Raw genomic sequence first — 15,393 nt, forward strand, 5'->3', positions numbered from 1 at the left:
TCATGGCCCACCCGGCCTACGCACTGGCCGCAGCCGCGGTGTCGGTGGCCGTGTGCGGAAGCGGCTTCGCCCTGCACCAGACGCCGATGCGACGGACCGGTCCCGTCGAGACGCCTGCGACTCGACGCCCCGGTCCCGTCCCGACGCCGGCAGCACGACGAAACGGTCCCGTCCCGACGCCGGCGACGCGACGATCCGTGCCTGTCCGGCCCCGCCGCGGCGTTAAGCCTGGCGGGCGCGCTCGCCTTCGCGTTCGCACTGGCGGCGAGGCCGGCTTCGTGCGCCCGGTAGATCGGGAGCACGCTCCACGCGCGCGTGCCGACCGGCAGTCCCTGGACCGGGCAGGTCCTAGACCGGCCGCTGCAGTACCGTCATGCTCCGGTCCACCAGTGTCAGCCGGTCCCCGGCCTGCACCTTGGCGCCCGTGCCCGGCGGCACGCCGTCGGCGAGGGCGGTGTCGACGACGACCTCCCACTGCCGGCCGTGGTTGACCGGCACCACGAAGTCCAGCGTCCGGTGCGAGGGGTTGAACATCAGCAGGAACGAGTCGTCGCCGATGCGCTCCCCGCGCGGGCCCGGCTCGGAGATCGCGTTGCCGTTGAGGAACACCGAGATGGCCGACGCCTGCGCCCGGTCCCAGTCCCGCTGGGTCATCTCCTCGCCCTCATGGGTGAACCAGGCGATGTCCGACAGCTCGTCATGGGTGCCCTCCACGAGCCGCCCGTGGAAGAAGCGCCGCCTGCGGAAGACCGGATGGTCCCGGCGCAGCCACACCATCGCGCGCGTGAAGGCCAGCAGATCGCCGAAGACCTCGCCCTCCTCGGGCCACTGGACCCACGCCACCTCGCTGTCCTGGCAGTAGGCGTTGTTGTTGCCGCGCTGCGTGCGGGCGAACTCGTCACCATGGCTGAGCATCGGCACGCCCTGGGACAACATCAGCGTGGCGATGAAGTTCCGCATCTGCCGGGCACGCAGCTCCAGCACGTCCGGGTCGTCGGTCTCGCCCTCGGCTCCGCAGTTCCAGGACCGGTTGTGGCTCTCGCCGTCCCGGTTCTCCTCGCCGTTGGCCATGTTGTGCTTGTCGTTGTACGAGACGAGGTCGTGCATCGTGAACCCGTCGTGGCAGGTCACGAAGTTGATGGAGGCCAACGGGCGCCGCCCGTCGTCCTGGTAGAGGTCGGAGGAGCCCGTCAGCCGGGACGCGAACTCCGCGACCGCCCGCCGCTCACCGCGCCACAGGTCGCGCACGGTGTCGCGGTACTTGCCGTTCCACTCCGTCCACAGCGGCGGGAAGTTGCCCACCTGATAGCCGCCCTCGCCGACGTCCCACGGCTCGGCGATCAGCTTCACCTGGGAGACCACCGGGTCCTGCTGCACCAGGTCGAAGAAGGACGACAGCCGGTCCACCTCGTGGAACTGCCGGGCCAGGGTCGCCGCGAGGTCGAAGCGGAAGCCGTCGACATGCATCTCGGTGACCCAGTAGCGCAGCGAGTCCATGATCAGCTGGAGGACGTGCGGGGAGCGCATCAGCAGGGAGTTGCCGGTGCCCGTGGTGTCCATGTAGTAGCGGGGATCGTCGGTGAGGCGGTAGTACGACGCGTTGTCCAGGCCCCGGAAGGACAGCGTCGGGCCCAGGTGGTTGCCCTCGGCGGTGTGGTTGTAGACCACGTCGAGGATGACCTCTATGCCCGCCTCGTGCAGCGCCCGCACCGCCGACTTGAACTCCAGGACCTGCTGGCCGCGGTCGCCCCAGGAGGCGTACGCGTTGTGGGGGGCGAAGAAGCCGATGGTGTTGTAGCCCCAGTAGTTGTTCAGGCCCATGTCGACCAGCCGGTGGTCGTTCACGAACTGGTGGACCGGCATCAGCTCCAGCGCGGTGACGCCCAGTTCCGTCAGGTGCTCGATGACCGCCGGGTGCGCGAGGGCGGCGTAGGTGCCGCGCAGTTCCTCGGGCAGGCCGGGGTGGCGCATGGTGAGGCCCTTCACATGGGCCTCGTAGATCACCGTGTGGTGGTAGTCGGTGCGCGGGCGGCGGTCGTCGCCCCAGTCGAAGTACGGGTTGACCACGACCGAGCTCATGGTGTGCGGGGCGGAGTCCAGGTCGTTGCGCTTGTCGGGCGAGTCGAAGTGGTAGCCGTAGACCTCCTCGCCCCACTGGATCGCCCCGCTGATCGCGCGCGCGTACGGGTCCAGGAGCAGCTTCGCGGAGTTGCAGCGCTGTCCGCGCTCCGGGGCGTACGGGCCGTGCACCCGGAATCCGTAGCGCTGGCCCGGCATCACGCCGGGCAGATACGCGTGCCGGACGAACGCGTCGCTCTCCCGCAGCTCCACCGCCGTCTCCGAGCCGTCGTCGTGCAGCAGACACAGCTCTACTCGGTCCGCGGCCTCGGTGAAGACCGCGAAGTTGGTGCCGGCGCCGTCGTACGTGGCACCGAGTGGATACGCCTCTCCAGGCCAGACCTGCATGGATACGACTCTTTCAGCTCGTGCCCGCCGCCGGGGCGCCTTGACCCCGAGTCTCCCCGAAAGTGATGGAACCACCTATGACTTACGTCCCTCTTACCGGCCGACCGGTGCATACGAGGTATGCGCAGACCTGTGGGGCAATCACATACTCCCGTGACCAGGGGGAGCAGGGGGAAAGACGTGCGCGAAATAGTGCGCCGCCACCTTGGCAAGGTGGTGGCCGGTGCGGCCATCGCGGTGGCCTCGACCGCCGTGATGGTCGGAATCACCCTGCCGGGCACGGCCGGGGCCGACGAAACGGGAGGAACCAAGGGGGGCGGGCAGGCGGCCGCCGGGCAGCAGCAGGACCAGGAGACCCAGGGTGCGGCCGCCGCGCCGGGCGTCGTCGAGGAAGCCCCCGCCGAGGGCGACAAGGGCAAGGGCCGCGACCCGCTGACCGACGACGAGATGGAGCGGGTCGCGAAACTCGCCCTCAACCGGCAGCTGTTCAACGCCAGTGAGGACGTCGACGGGGACCGCGGACCGCAGCAGCTCGGCATCGACCTCGCCGACCCCGGGGCGAGCGAGCTGGACGACGCGAACGCGCCGCGGCGCGCAGACGTGACGTACTACGACTACAAGGACGACACCCTCGTCACCCGGACCGTCGATCTCGACACCGGCAAGGTCGTGGGGACCTCCACCAGCCACGGCGTACAGCCGCCGCTGAGCCGGGCCGAGACGGCCGAGGCGGCCCGACTGCTGCTCGCCGACCCGCTGTCCGCGGGGCTGAAGGGCGACTACAAGGACGCCACCGGCAAGGAGCTCACCTCGCCGGACCAGCTCCAGCTGAACAGCATGGTCTTCAGGGCGAACCCGGGGGTCAGGCCCGCCGCTCTCACGGCCTGCGGCGAGCACCGCTGCGCGACGCTGACCCCGAAGGTCAAGAACGGACCGTGGATCGACACCCGGGACCTGGTCATCGACCTGAGCACCCGCAAGGTCGTCGAGATCGTCCGCGGCTGAGCCGCCCACCCGTTCGCTTTTCCCATTCGCACCTCCTGTAAGGGAGTCATTTCTTCATGCGCGTGAACAGAATGAGCCGTGCCGGCAGGCGGACGCTCCTGGGTGTCGCCGTCATGGCCCTGGCGGCCGGCGTGACCACCGGTGCGGGCCCGGCCGCCGCCCAGCCGAAGGCCGCCCCCGCCGCGGCGGCGGCCGCCGACTGCAGCACGGCGTACCAGATCGAGAAGAAGCTCGCCTCCGGCACGACCTGGCGGATGTGCTGGCGCTTCGAGAGCAAGGCCGGGATCGTCCTGGAGGACATCTCCTACCAGCCGCCCGGCGAGACCAAGCCGATCAAGGTTCTCAACAGCGCCAGGCTCGCCCAGATCCACGTGCCGTACGACGACGGCAGGAGCGAGTACAACGACCTGACGACGTACAACTTCGGCGACGGTCTGATGAACATGACCGCCGCGGAGTGCCCCGGCGGCACGATCAAGACGGTCAAGGTCAAGAACACCTCGTACTACCAGGACCCGAACATCAAGGGCCTGTGCACCACCACCAAGACCCGCGGCCACGCCTACCGCCTCATGAACTACGAGCAGGGCAACACGGTCTACCAGGCGCAGGGCAAGGACCTGCTCGTCTACACGGTCAACAAGGTCGACTGGTACGAGTACATCACCGAGTGGCGCTTCCAGGACGACGGCACCGTCCACATGAACGTCGGCGCGACCGGCAGCCTCTCGCCGTACGACTACGACGCCGGTGACGGCCGCAGCTGGCCGATCGGCAAGGGCGCGGCGGCCAAGGCGGACAGCCACAGCCACAACGTCTTCTGGAAGCTCGACTTCGCCCTCGACGGCTCCTCCAAGGCGAAGGTCGAGCAGTACGACTCGAAGGTCACCGCCCCGGCCGGCGCCGGCAACGGCCCGACCGCCAAGACCACCCGCACCACGGTGACCAAGGAACTGGCGGGCGACAGCAAGAACATGCGCTGGTGGCGCGTGGTGAGTTCGGCGGGCAAGAACAAGGACGGCCACCCGCGTTCGTACGAGCTCGTCCCCGGACCCACCAGCAAGTACTCCGGCCGCCCCTTCACCAAGCACGACGTGTACTTCACCCAGTACAAGAGCTGTGAGAAGTACGCCAGCGAGAACCAGCCCGGCTGCGCCTCCGGATCGGGTTCCTCCGTCGACAAGTTCGTGAACGGGCAGACCCTCACCCAGCCCGTGGTCTGGATGAACATCGGCTTCCATCACATAGCCCGGGACGAGGATCAGCAGCCGATGCCGGTCCACTGGCAGGGCTTCTCCATCGCCCCGCGCGACGTCACGGCTATGAATCCGCTCACTCCCGCCGCCCTCGCCGGGCAGAACGGCGACTGGAACCGCGGTAGTTGAGAAACGACCCTGTCCATCCGGCTGCACCGCCGACCGCTCCCGGAGTACCCTTCCTTGATCGTTGGGTGGGGCAGTGCTCGGGGGAGCGGAAGGCGGTGCGCGGGTGGGCTCGGGAGGGCTGGAGTTGCCCCCTGGTGACGAGGGTCACGAGGGGAACTCCGCAGACGTCCCGCCCGGCACGGTGTCGCTGGCCCGGCCCATGGACGCCGCCGGCTCCATCGGGCCGGAGCTGGACTGGGACGCCGACGCCTGGAGCGAGGTGCGTACGCGCGCCCAGCGGGCCGGCCGGGCCTACATCTGGCTGAACCTCGTCGAACAGCGGCTGCGCGCGGTCGTGGCCGCTGTTCTGCGTCCCATCTACGAACCCGTCCACGGCGACGACTGGGTGGTCGCCGCCGCGGGACCGGCCGGCCAGGAGTGGGTGCAGCGCGCGGTCGCCGTACGCGAAGTCAGCCGCCGCAAGGGCTACTTGCTCGACCCGGCCGACGACAATGTCCTGAGCTTCCTCACGTTGCCGCAGCTGCGCGAGCTGATGGTGCAGCACTGGCCGTGCTTCGAGCCCTACTTCGACGAGCGCCGGGACGTCGAACTCGCCCTGGACGAGCTGGAAGTGACCCGGAACGTCGTCTCGCGCAACCGGGCCCTGTCCGAGGCCGTCCTGGGGCAGGCCGAGCGGGCCTCGGCGAAACTGCTGGAGATACTCGGCGCCGGCGGCGACGTGCCGTCCGCGCGCCGGCTCCCCGTGGACGCGGTCGAGGACCTCGTCGGCGACCGGTACGCGGACGTGGTCGCCGTCCACTCCGACCGGGTGCGGCTGCTGCGCCAGTTCCCCGCAGAGGACATCTTCGGCGGCGCCCGCCGCCTCGACGCCGTCGGCATCGGCCTCAACCTGCTCGTGCAGAACTTCTCCGGCCGCCGGCTGTTGCGCCTCGCCGAGGCCGGGTGCCGGGCGCGGCTGCTGTTCCTGAACCCGGCGTCCAGTGCCGTCAAACGGCGCGAGCGTGAACTCGGCATCAAGCGCGGTGAGTTGAGCCGTGCCGTCGAGATGAACATCCTGCACATGCGCCGGGTGCGGTCCCGGCTGCGCGACCCGGGCGCCTTCGAGATCCAGGTCTACGACGAGACACCGCGCTTCACCGCCTACCTCGTCGACGGGGACGGCGCGGACGGGGTCGCGGTCGTGCAGTCCTATCTGCGGCGGTCGCGGGGCATGGAGGCGCCGGTGCTGGTGCTGCGCAACGGGAACAAGGTGGTCAAGCCGGGCGAGATCGACGACAGCGGACTCTTCCCGACCTACCGCGAGGAGTTCGAGACGTCTTGGGTGGATTCACGGCCGGTGTCCTGAAAGTTCCGTAAGCGGAACGCGGTCCTCTGATTGTCAGTGGCGCATGGGATCGTGGAGACCACTGGGGGAAAGCACCACCAAGAAGGGGGGCCGCCGCATGGGCTGGCACCAGGAGCTGCTGATCGGCTTCGACCTGGAGACGACCGGAACCGATCCGCGCGAGGCGCGCATCGTCACGGGGGCCGTGATCGAGGTCAGGGCGGGACAGCCCATAGGGCACCGCGAATGGCTGGCGGACCCGGGCGTGGAGATCCCCGCGGACGCGGTGGCGGTCCACGGGATCAGCAATGAACGTGCGGCCGCGGAGGGCCGCCCGGCCGACCAGGTCGCGGACGCCATCGCCGACGTCCTGACGACCTACTGGAAGACGGGCGTCCCGGTCGTCGCCTACAACGCGGCCTTCGACCTGACCCTGCTCTCGGCGGAGCTGCGCCGCCACGGCCTGCCCTCGCTGCGGGACCGCCTGGGCGGCGTCGATCCGGCCCCGGTCGTCGACCCGTACACCATCGACCGGTCCGTCGACCGCTACCGCCGCGGCAAGCGCAACCTCGAAGCGGTCTGCAGGGAGTACGGAGTCCCGCTCGACGCCGCCCACAACGCCTCGGCGGACGCCCTCGCCGCGGCCCGGCTCGCCCACGCGATAGCCGACCGCCACCCCAAGATCGCCTCTCTCGGCCCGGCGGAACTGCACCGCCGCCAGATCGAGTGGTACGCGCAGTGGGCGGCGGACTTCCAGAGCTTCCTGCGCCGCAAGGGCGAGGCGGACGCGGTGGTCGACGGGACGTGGCCCCTGCGGGAGTTGGCGGACGAAACGGTCTGAGCTCCGGTACGGCGCGTCGAGCTCAACGGGAGCGGAACAGCGGGCCCGAGACAACGGGACCGGGCACTGCGGGGCCCGCTCAGCGAGAAGCAGCGAGACCCGAACAGCGGGACCGGCTCAGAACGGATACCAGCGCACCGTCTCGTCCCCGTCCCGCAACGACGCCACCCGTCGCTCGAACTCGGCCAGCGCCTTCGGGTTGCTCGGGGCGTGCTGGGCCACCCAGGCGCAGCTCGCCGTCTCCCGGGCGCCCCGCAGCACGCCGCAGCCCTCCCACTCGCGTACGTCCCAGCCGTACGCCTCGGTGAAGGACTCGTAAGCCGCCGCGGGCATCCCGTAGCGGTCGCGGGACAGGGCCATCACCACCAGGTCGTGCTCGCGCAGGTCGGCGGAGAACGTCTCCAGGTCCACCAGGACCGGGCCGTCGGGGCCGATGTGCACATTGCGGGGGAGGGCGTCGCCGTGGATGGGGCCGGGCGGCAGCTGCGGGGTGAGTGCGGCCGCGGCCGCCGCGAAGCCGTCCCGGCGCTGTCGGAGGTACGCCGCGTCCGCGGGGTCGATCGCGTCACCCGCGAGACGCAGCCAGCGCTCGACCCCGCCCAGCAGCTCGCGGGGCGGAAGCGCGAAGGCGGGGGAGGGGAGAGCGTGGACCACCCGTAGGAGTTCGGCCAAATCCCGGGGCTCGGCGGGCCGTACGGGATCGGGCAGCCGGTGCCACACCGTCACCGGGTGCCCCTCGACGAGCAGCGCCTTCGGCTCGGCAGCCCGCACCGCCGGCACACCCGCCTCGGCGAGCCACACCGCGATGTCCAGCTCCCGGCGGGCCCGGTCCAGGAGCTCGGCGTCCCGGCCGACCTTGACGACCAGGTCACCGGCGGCGAACACCGCGTTCTCGCCCAGCGCGAGCAGCCGCGCCTCGTCGGCCGGCCCGGGCAGCACTCCCGCCGCGGCCAGTACGTCCCGCGCCCGTGCCTCGTCCATCGTCCGCCTCCCTCTCCTCGGCCCTGTCCGTGCCGGATGTCCCGGATATGCCGATGTGCTCGTGCACACGGCGTCGACTTCCCGCCATCCGTCGGCCAGTCTCGCATTCGTACAGGTCGGACGGTGTGCGCGGTGCCTTGACGACCCGTAACCCCTTCACGACCATGACGGAGGCCCACCGGGGGCGGGGCCTGGCCGGTCCCCGTCACGAGCCGTGCGAAGGAGCCGATCACGTGACAACGGTGACCGTGACCAAGCGGTCGACGCGGGGTGCGCCACGCGCCGGCGGGGACCGGCGGGTGGTGGACCGCGGGGCCTGGTTCCTGGTGCTGCCCGCGCTGATCCCCATCCTGGTGCTGAGCGTCGGGCCGTTGCTGTACGGCATCCTGCTGGCGTTCACGGACGCCCAGTCCGGCCGGACCCGGTCCACGCAGTGGATCGGCACCCTCAACTTCCAGGACCTGCTCCACGACACGCTGTTCTGGGAGTCGTTCCGGATCGGCCTGGTGTGGGCCGTCGGGGTGACCGTGCCGCAGTTCCTGCTCGCCCTCGGTCTCGCCCTGCTCCTCAACCAGGACCTGCGGCTGAGATGGCTGGCCCGGGCGCTGGCGATCATCCCGTGGGCCATGCCCGAGGTCGTCGTCGGTGTGATGTGGCGCCTCGTCTACAACCCGGACGCCGGCGTCCTCAACGAGGCCCTTCGCGACCTCGGCCTCGGTGACGGCCGTGACTGGCTCAGCGGTCTGGGCACCGCCCTGCCCGCGGTGGTCGTCGTCGGCATCTGGGCCGGCATGCCGACCACCACGGTCGCCCTGCTCGCGGGCCTGCAGAACACCCCGCGCGAACTGCACGAGGCGGCGGCGGTCGACGGAGCCGGTGCCTGGCGGCGCTTTCGGACGGTCACCTGGCCTGCTCTGAGGCCGGTCGCCCTCGCCATGGTCGCCCTCAACCTGATCTGGAACTTCAACTCCTTCGCCCTCGTGTACGTGCTCACCAGCGGCGGACCCGGCGGCCGCACCCGGCTGCCCATGCTCTTCGCCTACGAGGAGGCCTTCCGCTACGGGCAGTTCGGGTACGCGGCGGCCATGGGATGCGTGATGGTCGCGGTGATCTCCCTCCTCCTCGCCGTCTTCCTGGTGGGCCGGATCAGGGGCGGTGGCGAGGCATGAGGACCAGCACCACGGGCCGCGTCGGACAGTACGCCGCCCTGCTCGCGTATCTCGTCTTCCTCGCGTTCCCGTTCCTCTGGCTACTCTCCACCGCGTTCAAGCCGCCCCGGGAACTGGGCAGTCTGCACCCGACCTGGATCCCCGAGGACCCCACCCTCGACAACTTCCGGCAGGCCTTCGACGAACAGCCCCTGCTGCGCGCCGCGGGCAACTCCCTGCTCGCCGCGCTCGGCGCCGCCCTCGTCGCCGTACTGATCGCGACCCCGCTGGCGTACGTCATGGCCCGGCACCGCACCCTGTTCGCGCGGGCGGCGACCGGCTGGGTGGTGGTCAGCCAGGCGTTCCCGCTGGTGCTGGTGATCATCCCGCTGTTCCTCGTGCTGAAGAACCTTCAGCTGATCAACTCGCTGTTCGGGCTGGTGCTGGTGTACGTCGTGTGGGCGCTGCCGTTCGCGCTGTGGATGCTCGTCGGCTACGTCCGGGCGGTGCCCGTCGAACTGGAGGAGGCGGCGGCCGTCGACGGGGCCGGGAAGTTGCGGACGCTGGTGTCGGTGACCGCGCCGCTGCTGGCGCCGGGGATCGTGGCGACGGCACTGTTCGCGTTCATCACGGCGTGGAACGAGTTCTTCTTCGCGCTGGTCCTGCTGAAGACCCCGGAGAAACAGACCCTGCCGGTCGTCCTCACCCACTTCATCGGCGCGGAGGGCGTCGCCGATCTGGGCCCGCTGGCCGCCGCCGCGTTCCTGGCGACCCTGCCCTCCCTGGTCGTCTTCGCCCTCATCCAGCGGCGGATCACGAGCGGCATGCTGACCGGGGCGGTGAAGAGCTGATGCGAAGGCGATGGATTACAGCCCTGTGCCTGACCCTGCTGCTCACCTCCTGCACCGGCGGCGGTGACAGCGACGACGACGGCACCGTCACCCTGCGCTTTCAGTCCCTGGCCTGGCAGGAGGAGTCCGTCGAGGCGAACCGGCAACTGGTGAAGGAGTGGAACGCGACCCACCCCGGCACCAAGGTCGAGTACGTCCAGGGCAGTTGGGACAGCGTCCACGACCAGCTCCTCACCTCCTTCGAGGGCGGCGAGGCGCCGGACATCATCCATGACGCCTCCGACGACCTGGCGGACTTCGCGTACGGCGGCTATCTCGCCGACCTGACCGACCTGCTGCCCGCCCGGCTCAAGTCGGACATCCCGCAGCGGAGTTGGGACACGACGACCTTCGGCGGCGGTGTCTACGGTGTGCCCTTCCTCCAGGAACCGCGGGTGCTGATCGCCAACGCCACGTGGCTGAAGGAGTCCGGCGTACGGATCCCCACACCCGACGACCCCTGGACCTGGCCGGAGTTCCGGCAGATCACCGACGAGTTGAGCGGCGACGGGAAGTACGGCGTCGCCTGGCCGCTCAAGGAGCCCGTCTCGGCCACGCTCAACCTGTCCCTGTCGGCGGGCGGGCAGCTCTTCCACCGGGGCTCCGACGGCAAGGTGACGATCCGGTTCCAGGAGGGCGACCAGGTCGTGCCGCGCACCGTCCACGACCAGGCGAACACCGACCACAGCGCCTCGCCCACCACCCTCGGCAGCGGCGGCTCGGACACTCTGCCCGGCTTCTTCGGCGGCAAGTACGCGATGGTCCCGCTCGGCTTCTCCTACCGCCAGCAGATCGTCCAGCAGGCACCGAAGGGCTTCGACTGGCAGGTACTGCCCGCCCCGGCCGGCGCCGACGGACTCAGTCAGGGCGTCAGCCCGCAGACGCTCTCCGTCGCTGAGGACAGCCCCCACAAGAAGGAGGCCGTCGAGTTCGTCGACTTCCTGCTCCAGCCGAAGAACATGGTGCGCCTCGCGCTGGGCGACTGGATGCTGCCCACCGGCGCCGAGGCACTGAAGGACCCGGCCCTGCGCACCAGCAAGAACGACTGGGCCACGGGGACCGCGCTCGCCGGCCGGCTGCGCTCGGCTCCCGCCCAGTCCGTGCGCGGCTACCCCGAGTGGAAGGACAAGGTCGCCACGCCCGCCTTCCAGGAGTACTACAGCGGGGCGATCGGACTCGACGAGCTGCGTGAGCGGCTGGAGAAGGACGGCAATCTGGTGCTCGCCCGCTATCAGCGCTGAGGCAATGCGGTGGTCGAGCGACCCCGCCAGCACGCCCTTCAACAGGCCTCACCTGTCCATGTGGTGACCTCCCCCGTGATCGAACCCCGTGGTGGAACCCGTGATCGAACAACCGTGTTCGACCGGAGACTAGAGGAGGCAGGCGAAGGCCCGTTGGTTCCCCCGGGACACCAACGGGCCTTCAGTCAACGGGCGGAATCAGACAGGGACGCGATCGCCCTCGTCGTCCCGCGCCGACTGCACCACGGCCTCGGGCGCCTCGTCGTGCGTGAGGTCCGGCAGCCGGTTCAGCCACTTCGGCAGATACCAGTTGCGCTCACCGAGCAGTGCCATGACCGCGGGCAGCAGCACACCCCGGATGATCGTCGCGTCGATGAGCACCGCGGCCGCCAGGCCCACACCCATCTGCTTCATGGACTGCATGGACAGCGTGCCGAAGATCCCGAACACGGCGACCATGATGACCGCGGCACTGGTGACGACACCGGCGGTGGTGACCACACCGTGCTGGATCGCGTCCTTCGTCGTACGGCCGCGCAGCCGGGCCTCGCGGATCCGGGAGACCACGAACACGTGGTAGTCCATCGACAGGCCGAACAGGATCACGAAGAGGAACAGCGGCAGCCAGCTGATGATGGCGCCCACACCCTCCGCGCCCACCAGGGACGCGCCCCAGCCGTGCTGGAAGACGGCGACGAGGATGCCGTACGCCGCACCCACCGACAGCAGGTTCAGCACGATCGAGGTGATCGCGATCGTCAGCGAGCGGAACGACAGCAGCATCAGCAGGAAGGCGAAGACCACGACGAACGCGAAGACCGGGACGACCGCGCCGGTCAGCTGGTCGTTGAAGTCGTTCGAACCGGCCACCTGTCCGGTGATCGGCGCCTGCAGACCGTCCACCTTGCCGAGCGTGGCGGGCCGCACCTCGTCCCGCAGCTTCTCCAGGCTCTCGCCCGCCTTGTCGAGGTCGGAGCCGCCGACCAGCGGGACGTACACGAAGGCGAGGTTCTGCGCGTCGTGCAGCTTGATCTCCACCGGGCCGCGCGAGGCACCCGAGGCGATCGCCTCCTGCTTGAAGGCGGCCAGCGCGTTCGTCACCTCCGCAGCGTTGATGTCGTCCGCCTTGACGATCACCTCGGCGGGCTCCGAGCCGCCCGGGAAGGCCTCGTTGACCCGGTCGTAGGTCTGCACGATCGGCAGCGAGTCGCCGAACTCCTGGTCCAGCGTGAGGTTCTGGGTCTTCATGCCGACCGCGGGAGCCGCGATCGCGAGCAGCACACCGGCCGCGACGACGACCGAGACCATGGGACGCTTCAGCACGCCGCCGAGGACGGCCGTCCAGAACCGGCTCTCCCGGTTGACGCGCCCGCGGTTGCGGCGAAGGCGGCTCTCCGGGTGGAGGAAGGGGATCTTGCCCTTCTCGACCCGGTGGCCCAGCAGCGACAGCACCGCCGGCAGCACGGTCACCGAACCGACCATGGCGACAGCGACGACGATCAGCGAAGCCAGGCCCATCGCCTCGAAGTCGGCGATCCCCGTGAAGAGCATGCCGGCCATCGCCACACACACCGTGACACCGGAGACGATGATCGCGCGGCCACTGGTGGCGGCGGCTATGCGCAGGGCCGTCTCGGCGTCCCGGCCGGCCTCGCGCTCCTCGCGCTCACGGCGCAGATAGAACAGGCAGTAGTCGACGCCGACGGCCAGACCGACCAGCAGCATCACCGAGTTGGCGACATCGCCCATCGGCATCACATGGCTGACGATGCCCATCAGACCCATCGTCGCCATGATCGCGGTGATCGCCAGCAGCACCGGCACCAGCGCCGCCACCAGGGCACCGAAGGCCACGAGCAGAATGCCGAGGGCCACGGGCAGGGCGGAGTACTCGGCCTTCTCGAAGTCGTCGCCGAACGCGTCGTCGAACGTCTTCTGCATGCTGGCGCTGCCGATCTCCTCGATCCGTACCGAGGAGTGGTCCTGCTGCACCTTCTTGACCGCGTTCAGCACCGGCTCGACCCGCTCGGCCGCGGTCTCCGCGTCGCCGCGCATGTCGAACTGCACCAGCGCGCTGCGGCCGTCCTTCGAGATCGTGTCGGCGGTGTACGGCGACTGGACGTCCGTGACCTTCCCGGTCGCGTCGACGGCCTTGACGACCGCGTCCACGGCGGCCCGGAACTCGGCGTCCGTCGCCGTCAGCCCGCTGCCCTTCGCCTGGACGAGGACCGTCTCACCGGCCGGTTCCTCGATGTCGGCGTCCTTGATGATCGTCGCGGCGGTGTGCGTCTCGCCCTTCAGGCCTTCGCTCTCGTCGACGTCGACCCGGCCCGCCGCCGAACCGAGTCCCATCGCCAGGACCACGAACAGCACCCAGATGCCGACCGCCGCCCAGCGATGCCGGGCGCTCCAGCCGCCGGCCCGGGCCGCGAGGCCCCGCACGCGTGTTTCTCCGTTCCCCATGACGGGCTTGCCCCCTTGATCGACGTGACGGCCCCCTGCCGCCACCAGACGATGGCGACCCGTGCCGCACACCGTTCGATTCGAAGGTATGGCGCGGATAAAGCCATCTCGTCGTTCTGCCTGGTGAAGTGAGGTGGGCGGGATCGTCCGCTCGGACCCCCCGGACCCTCCTCACTGAGGAGGAGGGTGACCCTTACACCTAACGGCGGCTCTGCGGGGAGGCCATCGGGGAGAGGCCGCCCTAGGGTGTGCCCATGACGACGTATGCGGCGCTGTTGCGCGGGATCAATGTGGGCGGAGCCAAGAAGGTCCCGATGGCGGAGCTCCGCACGCTGCTGGAGGGCCTGGGGCACGGCGGAGTGCGCACGTACCTCCAGAGCGGCCAGGCCGTGTTCACCAGCGACCACGGCGACGAGCGGTCCCTCGCCGCCGAGCTCACGGCCGCGGTCGAGAAGCACTTCGGGTTCTCGGTCGACGTGATCGTCCGCGACCACGCCTACCTCACCGCCGTCGCCGACAACTGCCCGTTCCCGGCAGCGGAGTTGGAGGCCAAGCAGCTCCACGTCACCTACTTCTCCGAAGCCGTAGACGCGGACCGCTTCGCCGCCATCGACCAAGGCACCTTCCTCCCGGAGGAGTTCAAGCTCGGCAACCGCGCCCTGTACCTGTACACGCCAGTCGGCCTCGGCCGCTCCAAGCTCGCCGAACAGCTCTCCAGACCGCGCGTGAACAAGGGCCTGATCGCCACCACCCGCAACTGGAACACCGTCGTCAAGCTGGTGGAGATGACCGCAGAGTGACCTGCCGTACGCCGCGATAGGTGGTGTACGAGGTGATCGTGCCCGGCACGATCAGCCGCGGGTCGTCGCCGGCCACCTCGCCCGCGGCGACCGCGTCCATCAGGGCGAGGTCCTCGGCGGTTAGGTCCGCGTCGTCCATGATCTGCCGCGGGCCCCAGCCGTCCCAGGGGAGCGGTTCGACCCCGTTCAGGGCCGCCAGGTCCTGCAGGAGCCGCGCCCGGACGTACCACAGCCCCCTCAGGTGCTCGATCGGGCTGAAGCCGCACGTGCGGGGGTCGATCCGACCCTTACGGCAGGTCCGCCAGACGTTCGCCGCGACGAGGAAACGGTCCCGTGGCACGTCCAGCGGATCGAAGGGCACGTCGTACGACTCGTGCAGTATCTGTGGGTCCACCAGCCGCCAACTCCCGTCCGGCAGACGGTACTCGCTGACCCAGTGGCACTCGTGGAAGCCCGCCACGAAGTAGGTCGCGAAGCCGCCGCGGATCCGCGAGGGCGTCCCCGTCGCCCGGAGCAGCGAGCAGTGCAGCAGGGCGAAGTCCCGGCAGGTGCCCACGAACCGGCCCCCGGGCGCCCGCGACTCGGTCAGCGGGGCGTCGCCGCGCTCCCGCAGGATCCGCAGGAGCTCGCCGGCGTACCGCGACTCCGCGTCCCCGTGCAGCCGTTGCTCGGGGACCGCGTAGCCAAGGCGCTCGCACTCGCCCCGATGGATGATCAGGTTCCTTGTCAGGTGGGCCAGTTCGGCCGGACCGTGCGGCAGCTCGCCGATGTCCAGGTCGCCCGGGTCGCTGAACACCGTCTGCCTCAGGTAGTCGTCCATGGCCGCGACCCTCGGCCTTTACCCAAGGA

At 70.0% G+C, this 15,393-nt stretch carries 12 protein-coding genes; 8 read left to right on the top strand and 4 right to left on the bottom strand.

All coding sequences use genetic code 11. From position 1 onward, the window contains the following. Positions 1-348: 348 nt before the first annotated feature. Positions 349-2,466, bottom strand: coding sequence for a glycogen debranching protein GlgX (glgX, locus tag TN53_RS24370; protein WP_046260757.1), 2,118 nt, complete (start codon positions 2,464-2,466; stop codon positions 349-351). Positions 2,467-2,646: 180 nt separating this feature from the next. On the opposite strand from glgX, the gene TN53_RS24375 reads away from it, so the two are divergent. The 4 genes from TN53_RS24375 to TN53_RS24390 all read left to right on the top strand — a co-directional run bounded on the left by TN53_RS24375 (position 2,647) and on the right by TN53_RS24390 (position 7,021). Further along, positions 2,647-3,471 carry a hypothetical protein gene (locus tag TN53_RS24375; RefSeq protein WP_046260758.1) on the top strand — a complete coding sequence of 275 codons (825 nt, stop codon included), beginning with the start codon at positions 2,647-2,649 and terminating at the stop codon, positions 3,469-3,471. A gap of 56 nt (positions 3,472-3,527) precedes the next feature. Continuing rightward, on the top strand, positions 3,528-4,856 hold the full coding sequence (locus TN53_RS24380) for a copper amine oxidase (RefSeq protein ID WP_046260759.1): 1,329 nt from the start codon (positions 3,528-3,530) through the stop codon (positions 4,854-4,856). Between the two features lie 73 nt (positions 4,857-4,929). Continuing rightward, positions 4,930-6,201, top strand: a complete 1,272-nt coding sequence (locus tag TN53_RS24385) for an SAV2148 family HEPN domain-containing protein (protein WP_199924644.1) — start codon at positions 4,930-4,932, stop codon at positions 6,199-6,201. A gap of 97 nt (positions 6,202-6,298) precedes the next feature. Beyond that, the gene (locus TN53_RS24390) at positions 6,299-7,021 is read left to right on the top strand and encodes a 3'-5' exonuclease (RefSeq protein ID WP_046260761.1); all 723 of its coding nucleotides are present in this window, start codon (positions 6,299-6,301) and stop codon (positions 7,019-7,021) included. A gap of 117 nt (positions 7,022-7,138) precedes the next feature. Here TN53_RS24390 and TN53_RS24395 read toward each other — a convergent pair whose 3' ends face one another. Next, positions 7,139-8,002: a phosphotransferase enzyme family protein gene (locus TN53_RS24395; RefSeq protein ID WP_046260762.1), complete on the bottom strand. Its 864-nt coding sequence runs from the start codon at positions 8,000-8,002 to the stop codon at positions 7,139-7,141. A 233-nt stretch (positions 8,003-8,235) separates the two neighbouring features. On the opposite strand from TN53_RS24395, the gene TN53_RS24400 reads away from it, so the two are divergent. Genes TN53_RS24400 through TN53_RS24410 form a run of 3 tightly spaced genes read left to right on the top strand, consistent with a single transcriptional unit; the run spans position 8,236 to position 11,281 of the window. Continuing rightward, positions 8,236-9,171 (top strand): carbohydrate ABC transporter permease, encoded by a 936-nt coding sequence (locus tag TN53_RS24400; RefSeq protein ID WP_046260763.1) that lies wholly within the window; start codon positions 8,236-8,238, stop codon positions 9,169-9,171. Beyond that, complete coding sequence (locus TN53_RS24405; RefSeq protein ID WP_046260764.1) at positions 9,168-10,001, top strand: carbohydrate ABC transporter permease; 834 nt, start codon at positions 9,168-9,170, stop codon at positions 9,999-10,001. Before TN53_RS24400 ends, TN53_RS24405 begins: the two co-directional genes overlap by 4 nt. Beyond that, positions 10,001-11,281, top strand: coding sequence for an ABC transporter substrate-binding protein (locus TN53_RS24410; RefSeq protein ID WP_046260765.1), 1,281 nt, complete (start codon positions 10,001-10,003; stop codon positions 11,279-11,281). Before TN53_RS24405 ends, TN53_RS24410 begins: the two co-directional genes overlap by 1 nt. Positions 11,282-11,479: 198 nt before the next feature. Here TN53_RS24410 and TN53_RS24415 read toward each other — a convergent pair whose 3' ends face one another. Continuing rightward, on the bottom strand, positions 11,480-13,744 hold the full coding sequence (locus tag TN53_RS24415) for an MMPL family transporter (RefSeq protein WP_046260766.1): 2,265 nt from the start codon (positions 13,742-13,744) through the stop codon (positions 11,480-11,482). A gap of 254 nt (positions 13,745-13,998) precedes the next feature. Here TN53_RS24415 and TN53_RS24420 point away from each other — a divergent pair, with 254 nt between their 5' ends. Further along, entirely contained in the window at positions 13,999-14,544 is a 546-nt protein-coding gene (locus TN53_RS24420; protein ID WP_046260767.1) for a DUF1697 domain-containing protein, read from the top strand. Here TN53_RS24420 and TN53_RS24425 read toward each other — a convergent pair. Continuing rightward, positions 14,516-15,364 (bottom strand): transglutaminase-like domain-containing protein, encoded by an 849-nt coding sequence (locus TN53_RS24425; RefSeq protein WP_046260768.1) that lies wholly within the window; start codon positions 15,362-15,364, stop codon positions 14,516-14,518. The two genes, TN53_RS24420 and TN53_RS24425, sit on opposite strands and share 29 nt — an antisense overlap. Positions 15,365-15,393 lie beyond the last annotated feature (29 nt).

It is taken from the genome of Streptomyces sp. WM6386 (genome assembly GCF_000972385.1).
Classification (GTDB): Bacteria; Actinomycetota; Actinomycetes; order Streptomycetales; family Streptomycetaceae; genus Streptomyces.

What these genes read in the sequence shown, in the direction of transcription:
- TN53_RS24410 (WP_046260765.1), top strand. Translation starts at nt 10,001, where the DNA reads ATGCGAAGGCGATGGATTACAGCCCTGTGCCTGACCCTGCTGCTCACC.
- glgX (WP_046260757.1), bottom strand. Translation starts at nt 2,466, where the DNA reads ATGCAGGTCTGGCCTGGAGAGGCGTATCCACTCGGTGCCACGTACGAC.
- TN53_RS24395 (WP_046260762.1), bottom strand. Translation starts at nt 8,002, where the DNA reads ATGGACGAGGCACGGGCGCGGGACGTACTGGCCGCGGCGGGAGTGCTG.
- TN53_RS24425 (WP_046260768.1), bottom strand. Translation starts at nt 15,364, where the DNA reads ATGGACGACTACCTGAGGCAGACGGTGTTCAGCGACCCGGGCGACCTG.
- TN53_RS24405 (WP_046260764.1), top strand. Translation starts at nt 9,168, where the DNA reads ATGAGGACCAGCACCACGGGCCGCGTCGGACAGTACGCCGCCCTGCTC.
- TN53_RS24390 (WP_046260761.1), top strand. Translation starts at nt 6,299, where the DNA reads ATGGGCTGGCACCAGGAGCTGCTGATCGGCTTCGACCTGGAGACGACC.
- TN53_RS24420 (WP_046260767.1), top strand. Translation starts at nt 13,999, where the DNA reads ATGACGACGTATGCGGCGCTGTTGCGCGGGATCAATGTGGGCGGAGCC.
- TN53_RS24415 (WP_046260766.1), bottom strand. Translation starts at nt 13,744, where the DNA reads ATGGGGAACGGAGAAACACGCGTGCGGGGCCTCGCGGCCCGGGCCGGC.
- TN53_RS24380 (WP_046260759.1), top strand. Translation starts at nt 3,528, where the DNA reads ATGCGCGTGAACAGAATGAGCCGTGCCGGCAGGCGGACGCTCCTGGGT.